This is a genomic window from Phytoactinopolyspora limicola, from assembly GCF_011320225.1.
Taxonomy (GTDB): Bacteria; Actinomycetota; Actinomycetes; order Jiangellales; family Jiangellaceae; genus Phytoactinopolyspora; species Phytoactinopolyspora limicola.
Genome location: NZ_JAAOEN010000004.1, coordinates 458,488 through 479,524 on the forward strand (window position 1 = coordinate 458,488; position 21,037 = coordinate 479,524).

Consider the following 21,037-nt stretch of genomic DNA (forward strand, 5'->3'; position numbering starts at 1 on the left):
GATGACGAGCGGGGCAGCTGCCTCGCTCGTCATCCACGTGCGGTCGCTACCGGCATCGGCGAACGCGACGGCTCCGGCACGGTCACACCGGTCACGTCACGGACAAGCCGCACGGCTTCAGCACGCGGCATCGCGGCACCGGAGGCGAAAGCCCGCTCGTAGGCCTCGTCGCCCAACACCAGCCGGGTGTGCCGTTCTGTCGCGGCCCGTTCGGCGCTACCCATGTCCATCGCTCCACGAACCGCTAGGCACACACCCAAGAGCTGAGCTGCCACAACGGGCCGGCCCTCGGCCAACTCGATGGCCGCCCATGACTGCGTGAGCCGGGCCAGGCTCACGAGGTCGGGCGCCCCCGCCAGCGCGCGAGTGCTCCGGTTGAGGATCAACTCCAGACCCTCGGTCACGACCTCTCGCGCTTCTTCCACTTGGCCCGCCGCCAGTTGGACGTCGGCAAGATCGGTCCGGATGTACACCTCGCCGGGGTCATCGACACCGCAGGAGGAGCGGGCCCGGCCCAACAGGTCGAGGGCGGTCTCGACGTCACCTTCGCGGTAGGCCAGCCAGCCCCGCGCGGCGTCGACGGCCACCGTCGCCGCTGTGGCGCCGGATCGGCACGCCTCGGCATACCCGGCCTCCAGCACCCGTCGTGCGGCGGGCAGGTCACGAAGCTGCGCGTAGTGCCGGCCCATCTCGGCCAGAAGCACCGGAACGTCGTCGACGGTGCCGAGTTCGCGGCTCCAACGCAGCGCCTCCTCCAACATACGTACCCCCGCGACGTGGTCACCGGCGAAGCCGAGGAAGCTGGCCTTGGTCCGCGCCAACATCGCCATCCCCATCCGATCGCCCACGGCGCTGAACTCAGCCATGGCACGTTCCATCTGCTGGTCGCGGGTCTCGATGTCGCCGTCGGTATCGGCCAAGAACATGCCGGCCGAATATATGACGGCCCGCATCCATGGATCATCGGAGGTGGGCAACAGCTCTCGGGCTGATGGGCGCCCGTCCATCGCGGCAAGCCACATCGTCTCGACGAGGGCGTGGACCGGGAAGCTGGAGTCGGGCGAGGTACGCCGGCATATCAGTCGGGCCCGGGCGAAGCTCCGGATGCCATTCGGAATATCGCCTTCGCTAAAGGTGTTCGCCGCGTCGAAGAATTGCACCAGGGCCCGGCGCGCTGTGGGCACCTCGTCCGGCAGGGCGAGTGTCTGACGTAGCCACATCCCGCTCTCCCGTCGGCCACCCCGCAGCATCCAGAAGTAACCCAACGGCGCCGTGATCCGTACCGCGAGGTCGGTCTCGACGTTGTCGATCGCCCAGCGCAACGCCCCGAGGATGTTGTCGTAGTCACCGGAGATCCGCGCTATCCATTCCAGCTGCTCGGCCCGGCGCAAGTATGGCTCCGCCCGCTCCAGCAGGTCGCCGAAATACTCGGCGTGCCGGCGCGCGAAACTCTCGGTTTTGCCCGTCGCGGCCAACTGCTCGGCGGCATACGCCCGGACCGTCTCCAGCAGCCGATACCGGACCTCGCGGCTGCTTCCGTCCGATCCGGCTTCCACGAGCGACTTGTCCACCAGCGACGCCACGGTGTCCAAGACATCCTCGGTGGCGACGCCAGGGCCGGCACAGATCCGCTCCACCGCGTCGAGCGACGCTCCACCCGAGAACACCGAGAGGCGGCTCACCAGCAGCCGCTCGGGCTCCTCGAGCAGGTCCCAGCTCCATTCCACCACCGCTCGCAACGTCTGTTGCCGCGGCAGAGCGGTACGCCCGCCATTGGTCAGGAGGCGGAATCGGTCGTCGAGGCGCTCCTCGATCTGCTCGGGCGACAACGCCCGAACCCGGGCGGCGGCGAGTTCGATGGCCAACGGCATGCCGTCCAGGCGGCGGCAGACCTCGACGACGGCGGGCACCGTCGCCTCGTCGAGCCGGAAACCCGGCCGCACTGCCACGGCCCGGTCCACGAACAGCTGGACCGCGGCGTAGTCGCTGGCGCTTTCTGGGGAGAGTTCCGCAGCGCTGTCCGGCAACGGTAATGGTCCGACGGGAAACAACACCTCGCCCTCGACACCGAGCGGCTCCCGGCTGGTGGCCAGCAGTCGGAGCCGTCGGCATGAGGACAACAGGGTGTCCGCCAGTGCGGCAACCGCCGAGATCAGGTGCTCGCAATTGTCGAGAACGAGGACCGCGTCCTTGTCTCTGAGCGCCTCGGCCAGCCGGCCGGCGGCATCGCGGCTGACGGGAAGCCGGTCGCGCATGGTGTCGACGCTGGCCGTGGTGACCTCGCCGAGCCCTAGGACGGTCAACAAGGCGGGGGCGACCTCGAGGTGGTCGGCCACCGACGCGAGTTCGACGAACCACACACCATCGCCGCCCACCGTGGAAGGATCCTCGGCCAAGTGCCGGGCGGACTCGATGGCCAACCGAGTTTTGCCGGCGCCGCCGGGGCCATGCAGAGTGATCGCCCGAGATTGCCCGATGGCTGCCACCAGCGCCTCGACGTCACTTCCCCGGCCGACGAAACTGGTACGGCGGGTGGGCAGGACTGGCCGGGACAATTGGGAGGTGGGGTCGCCGGGTGGGGTGAGATGGCTGCCGGCCGGCGGATCGTCACCGCCAGCCAAGGCCGGAGCGGCCAGTTCGCCGCGTAGTGCCGCCAGATGGATGTCTTGTAACTCGGGCGACGGGTCGATGCCGAGTTCGTCGACGAGTCGGCGCCGGGTCTGCTCGTATACGTCCAACGCCTCGGCCTGCCGACCCGACGCCGCCAACGCCCGCATGAGCAGCCCACGGATGCGCTCCCGCAGGGGGTACTCGCCGGCGAGCCCTTCGAGCTCCGCCACGACATCGGCGTGCCCGCCCAGCAGCAACGATGCCTCGATGCGGTCCTCGACGACGGAGAGTCGCAGCTTGTCGAAGCGGGCCGCGGCGGCAGCAACGAACGACGCGTCGCCGAGGTCGACCAGCAGCGGCCCGCGCCACAGATCCAAAGCAGCCGTCAGGGTCTCCTTCGCGGTCAGGGGGTCCCCGGTGCGTAATGCCTGGCGGCCGGTCCGGGCCAGTTTCTCGAACCGGTGGGCGTCGACGTCGTCCTTGCCGACATCAACCCGGTACCCGGCGTGGTGGGACTCGATGGCCAGCGTCGGCGCACCACCGTCCGGCTCGGCTGCCTGGAGGGCGCGGCGCAGCCGGGAGACAACAGCCTGCAGGGCGTTGCCCACCGCGGCGGGCGGATCGTCTTCCCAGAGCGCATCGACGAGTGCGTCGACCGGGACCGGGCGGCCCGGGTCGATGGCCAGCCGAGCGAGCAGGACTCGGGGCCGGCCGCCTCCGATCTCGATCGGGTGGCCTTCGGGGGTCCATACCTGTAACGGCCCTAAAATCCCGATGCGCACTATTCCAGCTTCCCATGCCCGGCCAGGCTTCTTGTCTCACGGCACAACACTCGGCAGGCCGCCACCCTTCCCGGATCCTGTTCCTCGCCGCCGACCCACGGGTGGTTCGTCAGGCCGGTTCGGATTCCCGGATGCGCTGGCTGATCACCGCGGTCACACCGTCACCACGCATCGACACCCCATACAGGGCGTCGGCGATTTCCATCGTGCGCTTCTGGTGGGTGATGACGATCAGCTGGCTGCGTTCGCGTAGTTCCTCGTAGATGGCGAGTAGCCGGCCCAGGTTGGTGTCGTCGAGGGCGGCCTCCACCTCGTCCAGAATGTAGAACGGACTTGGTCGGGCCTTGAACAACGCGACGAGAAATGCCACCGCCACCAGCGAGCGCTCACCACCGGACAGCAGCGACAACCGCTTCACCTTCTTACCGGGTGGCCGCGCCTCGACCTCAATACCGGTGGTGAGCATGTCGTCGGGCTCGGTGAGCACCAGACGCCCCTCGCCGCCGGGGAAAAGCCGGGAAAACACGGACGCGAACTCCCGTGCGGTGTCCTCGAAGGCGTTGGTGAACACCTCCTGGACGCGATCGTCGACCTCTTTGACGATGTCCAGCAGATCTTTGCGGGTGCGCTTCAGGTCCTCCAACTGCTCGGCGAGGAAAGAGTGGCGTTCCTCGAGCGCGGCGAACTCCTCCAACGCCAGCGGGTTGACCTTGCCCAGCCGGTTCAGCTCGCGTTCGGCTTTACGAGCCCGTTTCTCCTGCTCCTCACGGACGAACGGGACCACCTTGTGCGGCGGCTCGGCGGCCCCCACAAAGCTCGGCTCGTCCGCCGCCGTTGCGCCGCTTCGCCCGGCGGCGTCGGCGCCCGCGCCAGCCTCCGCCGCGCCAGCCTCCGCCGCGCCCGCCTCGGCGGGGTACGCACCGGGTCCGTCCGCGTTTGCGCCCTTCCGGCCGGCGCCGTTCGCCGATGACGTCGCACCCGGGGCGGGCGGCGCCTCCAGCACCGGAATCATCAAATGCGGGCCGTACTCGTCGATCAGCGTGGACGGCTCGATCCCGTGTTCCTCTAGCGCTTTCGTCTCCAACGCTTCGACCCGCATCCGATGCTCGGCGCGAGCGAGTTCGTCCCGGTGCACCGACGACGTGACCTGCTCCAGCTCGGTCGCGACGGTCCGGGTGCGTTCTCGCTCGGCGGCCAGCGCGGCCTCTCGCTCGGATTTGGCCTGTTCGGCGGCGCCCCGTTCGGCGTCGGCGATCTCCAACGACGTCTCGACGCGGCGCAGTGCGATCTCGGCACCACGGGCGACGGCCTGCGCGATGTGGGCGGCGCGGGCCCGTTTGCGGGCCAACGCCTCGGCCCGCGTCCGATTCTGCCGCTCCTCCCGCGCCGCCCGTTCCAGGCTCTCGGCCCGACCGGCCAGTGCCCGAGCACGTTCCTCGCCGGTGCGCAGTGACAACCTCGCCTCGGTCTCGCGTTGGCGGGCCAGCCGAACCAGTTCGGCCAGCCGGTCTCGTTCTTCGGTGGACGGTTCGGCGGTGGTGTCGTCGTCGCCGGCTTCTTCGACGGCTTCGAGGCGCGCCTCGAGTTCCTCGAGCGTCGCGGCCTCTCGCTCGCACTTCTCCTCGGCCTCAGCGACCGCCGCCACTAGCCGCTCGGCTTCGTCGCTGGCCGATCGGGCGGCCTGGCCCAGCCGGTTGAGCTGCTCCGCCACTGCCGAGAGCTCAGCATCTGACTCATGCAGCTTGTTGAGCGCCGCGGCCTCCCGCGTGGCGGCCTCATCGCGACGCCGGGTGGCCGCGGTGAGCTCGCGGCTGAGCCGTTCCGCCCGCCCGGCGGCCGCCGCCAGTTGGTCGGCGGCCTCATCGACGGCAGCCTGTACCTCCAGCAGGCTGGGAGCGCTGGACGAGCCGCCATAGGCTCGCCCGCGGCCCAGGAGGTCACCATCACGAGTCACCGCCACCATGTCCGGGAGCTCGGCGACCAGCGCCCGCGCGGAAGCAAGATCCTCGACGGCGACCATACCCCGAAGCAGGCTGCTCAGAGCTGGTTGCAACTCAGCGGGAGCGGTGACCAGATCGACGACGTAGCGCATGCCGCCGGGCAAGGTGGTCCACGCCCCGGGATCGTCGTACGGCGCACCGCCAACCAACAACCCGGCCTGGCCGAGGTCGTCGTCGCGGAGCAGGCGCAGCGCGGCGACGGCGTCGTCGACGGAACCGACGGCCACCGCATCGGAGGCTGAACCGAGCGCGGTGGCCACGGTGGCCTCCCACCCGGTTTCGACGGTCAGCAGCGCCGCCACCGAGCCGAGGACGCCGGATATCCGGTCTGAGGCGGCCAGCAGAGAAGCGGCGCCGTCTTTGCGGGACAACCCGATCTCCAGGGCCTCTTTACGGGCCGCTAGTGCCGCCCGCTCCCGTGAGGCCGTCTGCTCTTGCTCCTGCAACGCTGCGACGGCGTCGCTGGCCTCGGCCAGCTCCGCCGCGATCCGCTCGTACTCGGCGTCCAGCCCTTCTTCACCAACCGACAACCCGGCGATGGTGGTCTCCAGGCTGGTGAACTCTCGCTCGGCGGCGGCCGCCCGGTCCAGGGCATCCTGCCGAGCAGCGGTCAGCCGGACGAGTTCGGCCTGGGCTGCGGCGACCTGCCGGCGGGCCCCGTCGACCTGCCCGGACATGCGGGCCATACCCTCTCGCCGGTCAGCGGCGGCCCGGATCAGGCTGGCGAGCTGCCGCTCCTCAGCTTCGACGGCCTCCTCGGCCTCGCCACGCTGGGTGATGGCGTCGTCGAGCATCTCGCGCGCTTCGCTGATCTGCTCGTTGAGTTCGGCCTCCTGCTCCCGGACGGCGGCCGCCTCGGCCTCCATCTCGTCTGGATCGCGCCCACTCGGGGTGGTGTCACCCGCCGATTCCAAATGGCGGCCCCGCTCGGCGGCCAGCGATGCCGTACCCCGCAGCCGCTCCCGCAGCCCAGACAGCCCGAACCAGGCCTCTTGAGCCCTGGCCAGCAGGGGTGACGCCTCCCGAACCTCAGCCTCCAGCCGGGCCTCAGCCACACGTGCCTGCTCCAAGGTGCGCGTCAGCTCAGCCTGCCGGGCCTTCAGCGCGGCCTCGTCGGCCACCTCCTGCTCCAGATTGGCGCGGGCTTGGCCGAGGTCGTCGGCGAGCAGCCGCAACCGCGCATCACGAAGGTCAGCCTGGATGGTGGCGGCCCGCCGGGCCAACTCGGCCTGCTTACCCAGGGGGCCCAGCTGCCGGCGCAGCTCAGCGGTGAGGTCTTGCAGCCGGGTCAAGTTGCCCTGCATCGCCTCCAGCTTGCGCAGCGCCTTCTCCTTGCGCTTGCGATGCTTCAGCACGCCGGCTGCCTCTTCGACGAACCCCCGGCGGCCCTCCGGTGTCGCCGACAAGATGGAGTCGAGCTGTCCCTGACCAACGATGACGTGCATCTCCCGGCCGATGCCGGAGTCGGACAGCAGTTCCTGCACGTCGAGCAGCCGGCAGCCCTGGCCGTTGATCGAGTATTCCGAGCCGCCATTGCGGAACATGGTGCGGGAGATCGTGACCTCGGAGTACTCGATAGGCAAGGCGCCGTCGGTGTTGTCGATGGTCAGCACTACTTCGGCCCGGCCGAGCGCGGGCCGGCCCGAGGTGCCGGCGAAAATGACGTCTTCCATTTTGCCGCCACGTAGGCTCTTGGCGCCCTGCTCTCCCATAACCCAGGCCAGGGCGTCGACGACGTTCGACTTACCCGACCCGTTGGGGCCGACGACACACGTGATGCCCGGCTCGAAGTGCAGTGTGGTCGACGAGGCGAAGGACTTGAACCCCCGCAACGTCAAGCTCTTCAGGTGCAACGCACAACTCTCCTCCCGCCTGGACGCTCCCACTGCCCCACAGGGTGTTTACGCCGCCGTCGGTGATGCCCAACAGCCACGCGGCCCCGCTCCAAGGACGGTGCCGGCATAGTGGCGCACCCGGTAGCTGTCGCGCCCTGCGACGGACAGCCGGTGCGCATCGGTGGTAGCTCCAGGTCCTGCCCCCGTTTTCCCGAGCAGCTTACGAGTATGGCATGGGGAAGATGGCCGCCACCTTACCCGCTGACGGACCGAATCGCTGGCAAAGCCACGCCCTGACCTGTGATCATCTGGTCTGGGCGACGGGTGTCACGCCCCGGGCAGTGCCACCGTCGACGGTACGACGGCTCGACCCCGACCACGAGTCGGGCCCACCCCAACAGCGAATCGGGTTCGGCGTCAGACCGTCCGGGCGAGCCGACTTGCCGCGGGCACCGAATCGACGTACGTTCCGGCTACTTGACTTGTTGATGGCACGGAGTCATCAGCAAGTTCGTCGCGTGGTCATGATTAGGGTCGACGCCCCAGCGCCGGGCGGATGACACCAGTAAGCAACGGGAGTACGGATGTCCGCAAATGTCGTCGGGATGGCGCTGTTGCTGCTGGGCCTGGTCCTGGTGGTCGCCAAGCTGATCCGGCTACGCAGCCGCTGGTGCCAACGGCTGTTCTTGCCGAGCTCGATCATCGGAGGGTTCCTCGCACTGCTGCTCGGCCCGGAGCTCCTCGGCCGGGCCGCGAGCGGGCTGGGCTACGACGGCTGGGCCGAGGGCGGGATCTTCGGCGCCGACATCCTGTCGGTGTGGAGTACGTTGCCCGGCCTGTTGATCAGCATCGTGTTCGCCACACTCTTCCTGGGTGAACGGATCCCCAACCCGAAAGACGCCGCCAAACTGGTGGGCCCGCAGCTGTCGTTCGGTGTCGCGATTGGTGCCGGGCAGTACGTCATCGGCCTACTTCTGGCCATCCTGCTGCTGGCGCCGTTGTTCGACATCGACCCAATGGCCGGAGCGCTGATCGAGATCTCGTTCGAGGGTGGCCACGGGACCGCCGCCGGAATGCGCGACACCATGGCCGACAACGGCTTTCCCGAGGGCGCCGACCTCGCTCTGGGTCTTGCCACCGTCGGAGTCGTGTCCGGCGTCCTCATCGGCGTAGCGATGATCAACTGGGCGGTGCGCCGTGGTCACACCCAGTTCCTCAAGGGCGACGCACAAGCCTCGGTCGAAGAGCAGCGGGGCCTCTATCTGAAAGACGACCAGCACCCGGCCGCCACGATGACGGTGCGGCCGTCGTCGGTCGAGCCGTTGGCCATCCACTTCGGCATCGTCGCGGTAGCGGTCCTGATCGGTTATCTCATGCTCACCGCCCTGCGCGGCATCGAGGAACTGCTGTGGCTCGACTCCGTCGAACTGTTCGCCCACGTGCCGCTGTTCCCCATGGCGATGCTTGGGGGTGTCGTGGTCCAGCTGTATATCGACCGCGCCGACCACACCGGATTGGTGGATCGGCTGATGATGCTGCGGATCCAGGGATTCGCACTCGATCTGTTGATCATCAGCGCGTTGGCTACTCTGTCCATCCAGGCCATCGCCGACCACCTCGGGCCGTTCTTGCTGCTCGCCGGGGCCGGTATCGCCTGGAACGTCGCGGCGCTGGTCTTCCTCGCCCGACGGATCATTCCCACCTACTGGTTCGAGCGCGGGATCGGCGACTTCGGTCAGTCGATGGGTGTCACCGCAACGGGGCTGATCCTGATGCGAGTGGCGGATCCCGAAGGAAAGAGCCCTGCCTTCGAGGCGTTCGGATATAAGCAGTTGCTCTTCGAGCCGTTCTTCGGCGGCGGGTTGATCACCGCGGCGGCCATTCCGCTCATCGCCCAGTTCGGTCCGGAACCGTTCCTGCTCGGCATGGCGGCGCTCATGACGTTCGCGCTGGCCACCGGTCTGCTCTACTTTGGCCGCCAAGGACCGGCGGCGACCTCTGACACTCAACTTCGGTGATCGTCACCGCCCGTGTATGGTGCGTTGAGCGCATGCCACAGTGGACGATTTGCCTGGTTAGTGGAGGCGTTCAACGCACCATGCGCGTGCGGATCTGGGACTCAAGCACCCGGACTGACGGCGGAAACGCGGCAACGGTCACCAGGGGCGGGGCGCGCGGGTCGCCGGCACGCAACAGTGGATACCCAAGGCCAAGCACGCGGTCAACGTGGGCTTCACGTACCGCATCTCCACATGGCTGCCGGCACTACGACGATCGCGACCGTTTGCGCGTAGCACGCGCTGGCCCGTCGTCGGGGCGCCAACACAAAACGGTCTGACAGCTCGCGCTGCCAGACCGTCAGGTGAGTGCGGGTTCGCGGATCGAAGAATCGTCGAGAACGAGGCTTTCGTGCTCAAGTGCAGCCTCGGCGAGGTCGTCGTTGGCCGCTTGGAGCCGACCTACCTCTGCCTCGAGATCATGGACCCTGCGGCGCAGTCTCTGTACCTCCGTGATGAGCCTCGGATCCGGGCCCCCCACATGTCCCAACAGCGCCTTTGCCATCGCTGGTGCCCTCCACAGGCTGATGCTCAAGAATGATGGATACCGTCACGGAGGTGCCAGCCAGCGCCGAATATTCTCGCGGCAGGCACATTAACCCCGCAACTACATCTCCAGGATGTCACTCCGCGGCGCAGGGGTCAAGTTGCCACTAGACACGACCGGACTCAACTTTGCCGCATTCTTCGCTAATCGGACCTGCCTGGTAGCCCAGCGTGGTTCGCCTCCGCGCACACGGCTCCTGAACTCGATACGCGGCTGCCCGTCGGGCGGGATGCCGCCCCCGGATACGGCTATCGGGATGGGCGCATCGACCCCGACCCACCACAAGGCAGCGACTCCATTTCGCCGACTGCATGAACAATGGTGGTACTTCGCAGTACATCGACTTCGGGCCGCTGGGCGAAGGCACCGTGGGGCAGGTCGTCAGATACCCTGCATGAGCCCTTCGCCCTCACGCCTCAACGTTTCGCTGACATCGTGGGCAGTAATGCGAAGAGCGGTTCATGAACGGTTCGCGTTGAACCGGAGCCCCGCACCGCGCACACGGCTCCCCTTCTCGCCCGTAGACCTGCAGCGACCGGTCAAAGTAGCCGCTTTCGCCGTTGACGTTGACGTACAGCTGATCGAACGACGTGCCACCCTCGGCCAGCGCGGCCAGCATAACCTCGCGCACCGCACCCACCAGGCGGTCGATCTCAGCGCGCCTCAGCGTGGCGGTGGGCCGTGCATAGTGCAGCTGAGCCCGCCACAGGGCCTCGTCGGCGTAGATGTTGCCGACGCCGGAGATCAGGGTTTGGTCAAGCAACGCCCGTTTGATTCCCGTCCGGCGCCGCCGCAAAGCTGTCGCGAATCCCGACGCATCGAAGGCTGCGTCCAAGGGGTCGACGGCGATATGTGCGATCTCGACCGGAACGCCGTCATCACCCAGCGCGGACACCGCCAGCCCGCCGAACGTCCGCTGATCGACGAACCGTAGCTGAAGACCACCGTCGTCGAACGTCAGCCGGACCCGCAAATGCGGGCCGTCCGGTGTGTACCCGGCGAGCAACAGCAACTGTCCGCTCATCCCGAGGTGGCCCAGGATCGCCCGATCCGGCTCGTCGTCCAGCGGCAGCCAGAGGTATTTTCCGCGCCGCCGCACATCGGTCACCCGAGCACCGGCCAGCGCCGCCGCGAACTCGGCCGGGCCGGCGACATGCCGACGCACCGCTCGCGGATGCAGCACCTCCACGCGCTCGATCCGCCGGCCGACGACATGCTGCTCCAGGCCCCGGCGGACCACTTCCACCTCGGGTAACTCCGGCACCGACGGACCTACTGAGTCTCGTGCTGGGCTTCCGGACCGGCGTTGGCCGCATCGACGGCGTCGGCGGCATCGACGCTGGCCGCGTCGTCAGCGGTGGCGTCGTCGTCGGTGGTGGCCGCGTCGTCGACATGGTCGTTGAGCGCGCTCCAGGCCAACTCCGCCGCGTGCGCCTCCGCCTCTTTCTTGCTGCGGCCTTGACCTGTGCCATACACGATCCCACCGAGGCGGACCTCGGCGGTGAAGGTCTTCTCGTGGTCGGGGCCTTCCTCGCTCACGTGATATTCCGGCACACCGAGCGACTCCCGCGAGGTGAACTCCTGGAGGGAGGTCTTCCAGTCCAGGCCGGCACCCAGGGTGGCCGACATGTCGATGAGGTCGTCGACAAGGCGGTGAACCAGCGCCGTCGCCTCGTCCATGCCACGGTCGACGTAAACCGCACCGATCAGGGCCTCGATGGTGTCGGCGAGGATCGACGCTTTGTCGCGCCCGCCCGTGGTCTCCTCGCCCCTCCCCAGCCGGAGGAAGTCACCCAACCGCAGTGACCGCCCCACGCCGGCCAGGGCGCGCATGTTGACCACCGCGGCACGCAGCTTGGCCAACTGACCTTCGGAGAGGTCAGGGTGGCGGCGGTAGAGCGAGTCGGTCACCACGAGCCCGAGCACCGCGTCTCCGAGGAACTCCAGGCGCTCGTTGGTGGGTAGCCCGCCGTGCTCGTATGCGTACGAGCGATGAGTCAGCGCCTGTTCGAGGAGCCTCGGGTCAACGGTGAGGCCAAGGCGGGCCTCCAGCTCGGAGTTACCGTGCGGCTCAGCCGTCATCGCCAGATCCGATCAGGCGTCGCCTACCTGACGCCCGTTGTACTCCCGGAAGAGGGCGGTGCCCTGCGAATCTTCGACGACGTGCGCCCGGTGCGCCACCACCCAGGTGGTGCGACCGTTGACGGTACGGCGCTGAATCTGCGGCAGCTTCGCCTTCCACTGCGAACGGCGGTGCCGGGTGTTGCTACGGGACATCTTGCGCTTGGGGACGGCCACGGCTACATCTCCTCAGTCGGGCCGGCCCCGCGGGAGCCGGACTCGTTCGTATCGTCGGCGAGCAACTCGGCCAGAGCTGCCCACCGTGGGTCGGTTATGTCGTGCTGGTGGGAGGGATCGTCCGCCAGCCGCGCCCCGCAGACGGAGCACAGACCAGGACATTCCTCCCGGCACACCGGTGCGGACGGTAGCGCCAAGACCACCGCATCACGAACCGGCTGTTCGAGGTCGATGTTGTCGTCTATGACGAGCAAGTCTCCCTCACCGGCCTCCGGGCCGGGCTCGTTCTCAGGATAAGCGTACAGTTCCTGAACGTCGACGACGATGTCACCGCCGATCGGATCCAGGCATCGAGCACACTCACCGGTGAACGACGCACGCGCCGTCCCCGAGACGAGAACACCTTCCATCACTGCCTCAAGCCGAAGTTCGAGCCTGATGGCAGTTCCTTCAGGTACCCCGACCACACCGCCTAGTCCGAGATCGGCCACTGCCGGCACATCGCGCGAGACCCGGCGCATTGATCCGGGACGTCGCCCGAGCTCGTGAACGTCGAGCACGAAGGGTGCTCGCGGATCGTGGACGCTCAGGGCAATCAACTCTCGTGCGATGTGGGCATGATCGATCCTGGCCTAGACGAGAGGCCGACAACTAGGTTACATGGCCGGCTCCAGCGCGCCAAACCCGCCATGACCGCTCCCCGCCCCGCCCCGCTCCCGCCTCTCCCGCTCCCATGATCATGAACACTTTGCCGTGTGATAGCACGGCAAAGTGTTCATGATCATGGGAGGGGCGGGAGGGCGGGCAGGGCGGCACACTCAGCGCGGCTCGGCCTCAGGATCGTCGGCCGCGGGCGGCTCCGATGGCTGCGCGGCGTCCGGGAAAGCGTCGGCGCTGACGTCGGCATCGACCGACGAGCTGGTGGGAGCGTCGCCGAACGACCCGGCCACCGACTCCTCCAATGGCCCAGCCCCAAAGTCACCGAACGACCCGGCCACCGACTCCTCCAACGGCCCAGCCCCAAAGTCACCGAACGACCCGGCCACCGGCTCCTCCAACGGTCCGGCCCCAAGGTCGGAGAATGGCACGGCATCCGGGTCCTCAACGGACGTGGCACCCAGATCCACGGCGGAACTCTCCCGCGTCGCCTCGGCAGACACCGCCGCGATCTCCACCTCGGCGTCGGCGCCAAGGTCGCCGCCCCACCCAGCGGCGAGTTCGTCATACGGACCGGTGCGCCGCAGTTGGTCGCGGCCCTCGCGGACCGTCTCGACGATTCGCTCGGCGATCACCTCGACATGTGCCAGCTTGGCGTCCACGTGGTCGTCCAACGCCACGCGCATCGCCTCCAACTCCTGCCGGGTCTGCTCCAGCGTCCGCCCACGCTCTCGGCGCGCCTCGATCAGGACCGTGTGATCACCCACGAGGCGGGCCTGCTCCGCCCGCGCGTCGTTGATGATCTTCGATGCGTTGCCCCTGGCCTCTTCCAGCAACTCTTCTCGCTGTTCGATGACGGTGTCCGCTGCCGCGAGGCTCTCCGGCAACAGGTTACGTACCTGGTTGACCAGCGAGAGTACGTCGTTCTTGTTCAGGATGGCCGACGACGACATCGGCATGGTGCGCGCCGACTCGACCAGTCCGGCCAGCTCATCAAGCTTCTTGTGAATCTCCACGGCTTCTTCCCCTGTCGTGTGATCCGGGCCAGCGCTACGCAGCGCGACCCGCTCCCCCATCACGCGCCGGCCGACGACTCCGACCCGAACCGCTCACGTAGCCGTTCCAGCACCACCTTGGGCACCAGCCCGCTCACGTCTCCCCCATGCGAGGCGACCTCTTTGACCAGGCTCGACGATAGGTACGAGTACTCCGGGTTGGTGGCGACGAAGAACGTCTCCAATCCGGTGAGCCGGTGGTTCATTTGCGCCATCGACAGCTCATAGTCGAAGTCCGTCACCGCCCGCAGCCCCCTGATGACAACAGGGATGTCGTTCTGGCTCGCGAAGTCGACCAGCAGACCCTCGAAGCTCTGGATCCGCACGTTGCCGAGATGTTCGGTGACATCGCGCAGAATCTCCATCCGCTCGTCAACGTCGAATAGGCCTTTCTTGGAGACGTTGAACAGCACTGCGACGACGACCTCGTCGTACAGGCCCGATGCCCGTTCCACGACATCCAGGTGCCCATAGGTCACGGGATCGAACGATCCCGGGCAGACGCATCGACGCAACTTACCTCCCAGAAGGTCTCCATGCGGACGGCGCATCGGTCACTCCGTCCCGGCCGAGCGACCGTACCAGAGCACGGTCTCGCCATATGCGCGTTCCCGCAACCCGGTGAGCCCGGCCGGCCATTCGATCGGTTCGCTGCGGCGGTCTCGTTCGACCACCACGAGGGCGTCTGGCGCCAGCCATCCGCGCACGAGCAAGGCGAGGATGTTCTCCATCTCGCCGGTGGTGAGGGCGTACGGCGGATCAGCCACGACAAGGTCGACCGGGTGGCCTCGGTCGACGGATCGTCTCTGCAGGTCATCAGCTGTTCGCGAGGTCGCGGACGAGGCCGCCGCGGCGTCCGTGGCCGACGTGTCGGGCGCCTCTGCGGCCCGGGGGGTGCGGCCGGCGGCCAGCCAACGCTCCACGCGGTCATGGACGATCGACGTGCCAGGCAACCCAACAGTCGTGACATTGGCCCGGATGGTCCGGACCGCGCGGGCCGCGGATTCCACGAAGGTGACGTGGGTCGCACCACGCGACAACGCCTCCAGGCCAACAGCTCCGCTGCCGGCGTAGAGGTCCAGCATCCGCACGCCGGAGAAGCCGCCGAGGGTCGACTCCAGTGAGGAGAACAGGGCCTCGCGGACGCGATCGGCCGTGGGGCGGGTCGCCTGCCCTGGAGGCACCCGGAGTCGCCGCCCCCGCGCGCTGCCCGCCACGATCCGGGTCACCGCGGCTCCGTTCGCGGCTGGCCCTCGTGCCGTCGTTCCCGAATGAACTGCCTTAAAGCTTCCGCTCTTAGTGCACTCCACTCGGGATCGACGACGATGTCAGCCGCACACCTGTTACCGGTCATGGTCGGATCAGCCCTTGTCGATGTAGTCCTCGTCCTGCGCGGCGAGCACCGCGTCGATGGCCGCGGCTAGCTCCGGGTGCTCGCGCAGCTCCGGGTCGGCGGCGACGACGTCAGCGGCGGCGTCACGAGCGGCCCGGATCACGTCTTCGTCCCGGATGACCTTGAGGAACCTCAGGCTCGAACGGCGTCCGGACTGAGCCGCCCCCAGCACGTCACCCTCACGCCGATGCTCCAAGTCGACGCGGGCCAACTCGAAGCCGTCGCGGGTAGCGGCCACCGCTTCCAACCGTTCGCGCGCCGGGGACCCGGGCGGCGCCTCCGTCACCAGGAGGCACACACCGGGAAGAGAGCCTCGGCCAATGCGACCGCGCAGCTGGTGCAGCTGCGATACACCGAACCGATCAGCGTCCATGATCACCATCATCGATGCGGTCGGTACGTCGACGCCGACCTCGACGACGGTGGTGGCCAACAACACCGGCGCGGCACCGGACACGAACCGCCGCATAGCCGCCTCCTTGGCATCGGGAGGCAACCGGCCATGCAAGATCTCGGTCTCGACGCCGGCCAGCGGCCCGGCCCGTAAGGTCTCGGCCAGGTCCACCACGGCCATCGGGCGGCGGCGGTCGTCGGCACGGTCCGGGTCGTCGCCGCCCGACCCGTCGTCGTCCCCCATGCCGGCGCCCGCCTCAGCGGCCATCCCGTCGGCTATGGCCAGCATCGACGCGTCGTCCTCGTCGCCGATGCGTGGGCAGACGATGTACACACCACGCCCGGCGGCGGCCTCCTCGCCCGCCCGCTCCCAAGCCCGCTCCAGGAAACGCGGCTTTTCCAGCGCCGGCACGACGTGAGTGGTGACCTCCGCTCGTCCGGCCGGAACTTCGGTCAATGTGGAGATCTCGAGGTCGCCGAAGACGGTCATAGCGACCGTGCGCGGAATGGGGGTAGCCGTCATGACGAGCACGTGCGGGCGGGTGCCGTCGCGGCTCTTGGCCGCCAGCGCGGCCCGCTGCTCGACGCCGAAGCGGTGTTGTTCGTCGACCACCACCAGCCCGAGGTCGAAGAACTGCACCCGCTCCTCCAGCAGGGCATGAGTGCCGACGACGATGCCGGCGTCGCCGACACCAATGTCCAGCAGCGCCTCGCGGCGGGCCGCCGCCGACATCGAGCCGGTGACCAGCGCGACTTTAGTGCCGATGTCCGAGCCGCCCAGCATGCCGCGTTGTCCGAGCGACCCGAGCAGCCCCATCAGCGATCGGTGATGCTGCTGCGCGAGCACCTCGGTGGGTGCCAGCAGCGCCGCCTGTCCTCCCGCGTCGATCACCGAGAGCATCGCGCGCAACGCCACGACGGTTTTCCCCGCGCCGACCTCACCCTGGAGTAGCCGATGCATGGGATGTGCCGCCGCCAGGTCGGCGGCGATCACCTCTCCGACCTCCCGCTGGCCGGCAGTGAGCTCGAACGGCAGCTGGGCGTCCAGCGCCTCCAACACACCGCCGGGGGTGGCCAGGCGCGGCTGTGCCAGCAGCGCCGCCGTGGAGGCACGCCGCCGGGCGAGCTCCGCCTGGAGCACGAACGCCTCCTCGAACCGGAGGCGGTCACGGGCCTGATAGGCGCTGCGCATGTCCGCTGGCCGGTGGATGGCGTGGAACGTCTCCCCCAGACCGAGCAGGTTGCGGGCAGCACGAACGCCGGCCGGCAACGGATCCGGGACGTCGCCCAACTGGTCGAGGACAACCCGGACGCATCGTTGGATGCGCCACGACGCCATCCGTTTCGTGGACGGGTACACCGGGATGATCTCGTCGGCGAACGCCTGAGCAGCCTCCTGAAGGTCGTCGACACCTTCCGGAGCCATCTGGTACTCCGGATGGGCCAGCTGCCGCTGTCGCCGGAACGTTCCCACCTTGCCCGCGAACATACCCACCCGTCCGGGCTGCAGATCGCGGTGCCGCCAGTTCTGGTTGAAGAACACCAGTTGGACGTCGCTGGTGCCGTCGGTGACCATCACCTCCAGCCGCTTGCTCGACCGGCGTCCACCGCCCCGCGACTCCCTGACCTGAGCGGTCTTCACCCGTGCCAGCACGGTGACGTGTTCATCCTCGCGCAGCGACGCGAGCTCGGTGAGCTCACCGCGTTCAATGTAGCGGCGCGGATAGTAGCGCAACAGATCCTCGACCGTATGTAGGTCGAGCTCCTTGGCCAGCACCGTCGCGGTTTTGTCGCCGACGGCCTGGACGAGGCTCCACTGCAGCTCCACCTTCATTCACCTCCCGGCACCAGGCCCGCTACGTCGTTGCGACGACGTATCCGTCGAGCCGGCTACGTCCACACCCCGTCATTCCACACCCAGCAACAGCGGATAACGGGGCTGGCCACCTTCGTAGACGACCGTATCCACCTCCGGATGACTACGCCGGACCGACTCCTCCACACCCGCGGCCAGGGCAGGGTCGGCGCCGTCACCGGCGACCACCGTCACCAGCTCACCACCGGCCGACAACATCCGCCGCACCACCTCACGGGCTACCTCCAGCAGACCGGAACCGATCACCGCGAAGTCACCCTCCACCACACCGAGGACGTCCCCGGGCTGGCAGATGCCGGCCATGGTCACCGCCTCGCGTGCGGCCACCGTCACCGCGCCATGCCGGGCGTGACCGGCGGCCGTCGTCATCGCTACGACGTCGGCGTCGAACGCCCGCCCCGGCTCGTGTACGGCGACCGCCGCCAGCCCCTGCACCTGCGCGATGGTGGGGATAACCGCTACTCGGCGGCCTTGGGCACGCAACTCGGCGGCAGCCGCCTCAGCCACCGGCACGGCCTCCCGCTCGTTCGGCAGAATCACGATCTCGCCGGCTTGACTCGTGCCGACCGCGGCAAGGATCTCGGTGGTCGACGGCCGGCTGCCGGCCGAGGTCGGCGCGACGACGGAGCCTGCCGAGGCGAACAGATCGACGAGCCCCGGACCAGCGGCGAACGCCACCACCATCCGCTCGGCCGTCCACGTGGCCGCGGGGTCGTCGCCATGGTGGCCGCCGGAAACGCCGAGATGGGAAATGCTGATGCGGTGCGGGCGGCCGGCGGCGATCCCCGCCTCCACCACCGCTCCGGCATCGTCTGCATGGATGTGGACGTGCCACTCGCCCGCACCGCCGACCACCACCAGGGAGTCACCGAGACCGGCCAGCTCACCGCGCAGAGCCGAAACCGCCTCATCGGGGGCGTCGAGCAGGAACATCACCTCGAACGCGGGAGCTTGAGCGCTGGCCTGTGCGGGCGGGCATGGCGCCGGGTGGGTGGGGGTGAGCTGCACCCGCCCGGTGGTCGGGACGGGCACATGGTGGTCGCCAACACGGCGCGGGCTCGGCAACGGCCGCCGCCCGGTGAGCACGGTGTCGAAGGCGTCCAGCAACACCGACAGACCGCGCCCTCCGGCGTCGACCACGCCGGCGGCGCGGAGCACCGCCAACTGGTTCGGGGTGGCCGCCAGAGCCTCGCGCGCGGCCCGACCCGCCGCCAGCGCCACCTCGGCCAGGCGGGCGATATCAGCCTCATCCGACGTACCGTCGACGGGGTCTGGCGCAGAAGCGGCGGCCAACCGAGCGGCCGCGCCGGCAGCCCGCGCCACCGACAAGATAGTTCCCTCGACCGGCTCGTGAACCGCGGCGAACGCGGCGGTAGCCGCCCGCTCCAACGCCTCGGCCAGCGCCCGGCCGCCGGCCAACGTGCAGCCGGGCCGCCCCAGGACTTCCGCGACCCCCCGAAGCATCTGCGCCAGGATGCTGCCGGAATTGCCCCGGGCGCCGAGCAGCGCGCCGCGCGCCATGGCACCGGCCACCACGTCCAAGGCGGCATCAGCCGGGAGCGCCTCGACGGCCGTGACCGCGGACTCCATGGTGAGGTAGAGATTCGTGCCGGTGTCGGCATCCGGCACCGGGTAGACGTTCAGCGCATCGATCTCCTCGCGGGCCGCGGCCAGGCCATCAAGCCCGGCTCGACACCAGCGGCGGACGATCTCGGTGTCCGGGATCGGCTGCACTCGACACCTCCGTTTCACGTGTCCCGTCGGTGGGCACGAACCCCTGTCGGTGGAGCGTATCTCCCATCGGCGTACACCGCGTCGGGGCCGCCGGCCGGGCCGTCACCTCGGGTCGGCTCCGCCGAACGAAACCCGAAGCGGAACTACGGCCGCGGGGCCGCGCGCCTCGGGCTTTGGCCGGCTCCGGGGTTGGTTTGGGTCTTGAGCGCTGAACCGGTACTCTAGAGCGGTTGCCTCGGCGCGGCGTCGTGTCGAAGCCGGGCACGTTCTTGAACCTGACACCATCTCCGGAGGAGTTACCCGTGGCTGCCACATGCGACGTCTGCGGTAAAGGCCCGGGCTTCGGCAACAAGATCTCGCACTCGCACCGCCGGACCCCGCGTCGTTGGAATCCCAACATCCAGTCCGTGCGGACGGTCGTCGGGGGCACACCCAAGCGGATCAACGCGTGCACCTCGTGCATCAAGGCCGGCAAGGTCGCGCGGTCCGTCTGACCGCCCGACGGCCCGAACGCCTGACCGCCTGACCTCCCATCACCTCCCCTGCATCTGATCTCCGTTTTGACGCCTGATCATTTGTATGAGGACGATCAGGTGTGCAACGGCGGCGTTCAGCGCGTTGTCATGCATCTGATCGCGTCTCACCATATGAACGCTAAAAGATCAGATGCACGATCGAGCGATTTCTGACGACTTGTGCATCTGATCGATGAAGCATCCAGATGGCGGCCGCCCACTATCGGCCCCCGAAGGCGTCGCCGTCGTCAGATCGGTTGTGGCGCGACGGCCCCCTGCACCCGCCCACCGCCGTTCACACACGTGATCGTCCCCGACCAGACGATCTGTGCGTGCGGCATTGGTGGTGCTAGTTGGGATCGCCGTCGGGCGAACATAGGCGCCGGCCGCGCAACGCGTGCTGCGGTCGGCTCATTCTTATCCTTCAGGGGCGGGCGCCCTGCCCCATCACCCGTCCAGGCCTGCCGACGACGGCGAACGCCGCACCGTGGGGATGCTGAGCCGGACGGTTCGCTGCACGGATGAGAGCCAGATCCCAGTGCGACATCCCACACTCCGCTACCGCCAGATGGCGTTAAGGGCCGGATTCGGGCTTTAACGCCATCTGGCGGTAGCGGAGTGCGGGGGTAGGCAGCGGGGTCCTCACCACAAGGGATGCATCAACGGAGATCAGGTGCGCAACGAGCGGTGCTCAGCGGAGGGGTTGGCGCCGACCAGGCCGCCGGACAAGTCTGAAGCGGCGCCGCGAGCGAGGTGTGATCGGCGCGCCCCTCACCCGTCTCATGCTCAGCGTGAGAAGCCTTCCTCACCGTCGCTGCCGACCAGGGGTAGTTTGAACCCGACATGAGTGGGACGGAATCCGAGCTGTTCGTAGAACCGGTGCGCCCGGGTCCGGCTAGCGTCCGTGGTGAGCTGGATCATCCGCGCCCCATGGCCACGTGCCTCCTGGACCGCCCAGTCGATCATCAGCCGTCCTAGGCCGGTACCGCGCTCCGTCGCGTGCACCCGCACCCCTTCGACCTGCGCTCGCCATCCCCCTTGGTGGGACAAGCCAGGGATCAACGTCAGCTGCAACGTGCCGACGATCACCCCGGCACGCTCCGCGACGACCAGCAGCTGATGGGGGTCGGCCTCGATCGCCTCGAACGCCCGCAGGTACGGCTCGGGGCGATCCGGAGCTTCGCGTTGTGCGCCGAGTTCGTCGTCGGCCAACATCGCCACGACGGCCGCCACGTCGTCGCGCCGCGCCGGCCTGATGGCGACATCGGTCTCGGCTACCTGACTG

At 68.4% G+C, this 21,037-nt stretch carries 15 protein-coding genes and 1 pseudogene; 3 read left to right on the forward strand and 13 right to left on the reverse strand.

Annotated features, from left to right (window positions below):
* Positions 1–29 precede the first annotated feature (29 nt).
* Together G8760_RS13550 and smc are read right to left on the reverse strand one after the other, a co-directional pair.
* Positions 30–3,392 (reverse strand): AfsR/SARP family transcriptional regulator, encoded by a 3,363-nt coding sequence (locus G8760_RS13550; RefSeq protein ID WP_166351837.1) that lies wholly within the window; start codon positions 3,390–3,392, stop codon positions 30–32.
* A gap of 109 nt (positions 3,393–3,501) precedes the next feature.
* The gene (gene smc, locus G8760_RS13555; protein WP_166351839.1) at positions 3,502–7,245 is read right to left on the reverse strand and encodes a chromosome segregation protein SMC; all 3,744 of its coding nucleotides are present in this window, start codon (positions 7,243–7,245) and stop codon (positions 3,502–3,504) included.
* A 566-nt stretch (positions 7,246–7,811) separates the two neighbouring features.
* Between smc and G8760_RS13560 the strand changes: the two genes are divergently transcribed.
* Positions 7,812–9,245: a sodium/glutamate symporter gene (locus G8760_RS13560; RefSeq protein WP_166351842.1), complete on the forward strand. Its 1,434-nt coding sequence runs from the start codon at positions 7,812–7,814 to the stop codon at positions 9,243–9,245.
* A 340-nt stretch (positions 9,246–9,585) separates the two neighbouring features.
* On the opposite strand, the gene G8760_RS13565 is transcribed toward G8760_RS13560, so the two are convergent.
* Positions 9,586–9,789 (reverse strand): hypothetical protein, encoded by a 204-nt coding sequence (locus G8760_RS13565; protein WP_166351844.1) that lies wholly within the window; start codon positions 9,787–9,789, stop codon positions 9,586–9,588.
* Positions 9,790–10,124: 335 nt separating this feature from the next.
* Between G8760_RS13565 and G8760_RS30835 the strand changes: the two are divergent.
* Positions 10,125–10,220, forward strand: a pseudogene (locus G8760_RS30835) (SMI1/KNR4 family protein); the annotation flags it as partial.
* A 20-nt stretch (positions 10,221–10,240) separates the two neighbouring features.
* Here G8760_RS30835 and mutM read toward each other — a convergent pair.
* The 9 genes from mutM to G8760_RS13610 form a co-directional block, all read right to left on the reverse strand.
* A complete protein-coding gene (gene mutM, locus G8760_RS13570) occupies positions 10,241–11,095 on the reverse strand; it encodes a bifunctional DNA-formamidopyrimidine glycosylase/DNA-(apurinic or apyrimidinic site) lyase (protein ID WP_166351846.1) in 855 nt (284 codons plus the stop codon).
* Between the two features lie 8 nt (positions 11,096–11,103).
* Positions 11,104–11,913, reverse strand: a complete 810-nt coding sequence (gene rnc, locus G8760_RS13575) for a ribonuclease III (RefSeq protein WP_166351848.1) — start codon at positions 11,911–11,913, stop codon at positions 11,104–11,106.
* 12 nt (positions 11,914–11,925) lie between these two features.
* Complete coding sequence (gene rpmF, locus G8760_RS13580) at positions 11,926–12,129, reverse strand: 50S ribosomal protein L32 (RefSeq protein WP_166351850.1); 204 nt, start codon at positions 12,127–12,129, stop codon at positions 11,926–11,928.
* Between the two features lie 2 nt (positions 12,130–12,131).
* Entirely contained in the window at positions 12,132–12,725 is a 594-nt protein-coding gene (locus G8760_RS13585; protein WP_343074408.1) for a YceD family protein, read from the reverse strand.
* 222 nt (positions 12,726–12,947) lie between these two features.
* Positions 12,948–13,802 carry a F0F1 ATP synthase subunit B family protein gene (locus G8760_RS13590; RefSeq protein WP_166351852.1) on the reverse strand — a complete coding sequence of 285 codons (855 nt, stop codon included), beginning with the start codon at positions 13,800–13,802 and terminating at the stop codon, positions 12,948–12,950.
* 59 nt (positions 13,803–13,861) lie between these two features.
* Complete coding sequence (gene coaD / locus G8760_RS13595) at positions 13,862–14,356, reverse strand: pantetheine-phosphate adenylyltransferase (RefSeq protein WP_343074409.1); 495 nt, start codon at positions 14,354–14,356, stop codon at positions 13,862–13,864.
* Between the two features lie 39 nt (positions 14,357–14,395).
* Positions 14,396–15,070 (reverse strand): RsmD family RNA methyltransferase, encoded by a 675-nt coding sequence (locus G8760_RS13600; protein ID WP_166351856.1) that lies wholly within the window; start codon positions 15,068–15,070, stop codon positions 14,396–14,398.
* Between the two features lie 132 nt (positions 15,071–15,202).
* Positions 15,203–17,455: an ATP-dependent DNA helicase RecG gene (gene recG, locus G8760_RS13605; protein ID WP_207782327.1), complete on the reverse strand. Its 2,253-nt coding sequence runs from the start codon at positions 17,453–17,455 to the stop codon at positions 15,203–15,205.
* Positions 17,456–17,533: 78 nt separating this feature from the next.
* Positions 17,534–19,237 (reverse strand): DAK2 domain-containing protein, encoded by a 1,704-nt coding sequence (locus tag G8760_RS13610; protein WP_207782328.1) that lies wholly within the window; start codon positions 19,235–19,237, stop codon positions 17,534–17,536.
* A 302-nt stretch (positions 19,238–19,539) separates the two neighbouring features.
* Here G8760_RS13610 and rpmB point away from each other — a divergent pair, with 302 nt between their 5' ends.
* Positions 19,540–19,731: a 50S ribosomal protein L28 gene (gene rpmB, locus G8760_RS13615; protein ID WP_166351860.1), complete on the forward strand. Its 192-nt coding sequence runs from the start codon at positions 19,540–19,542 to the stop codon at positions 19,729–19,731.
* Positions 19,732–20,538: 807 nt separating this feature from the next.
* On the opposite strand, the gene G8760_RS13620 is transcribed toward rpmB, so the two are convergent.
* A complete protein-coding gene (locus G8760_RS13620; protein WP_166352122.1) occupies positions 20,539–20,967 on the reverse strand; it encodes a GNAT family N-acetyltransferase in 429 nt (142 codons plus the stop codon).
* Positions 20,968–21,037 lie beyond the last annotated feature (70 nt).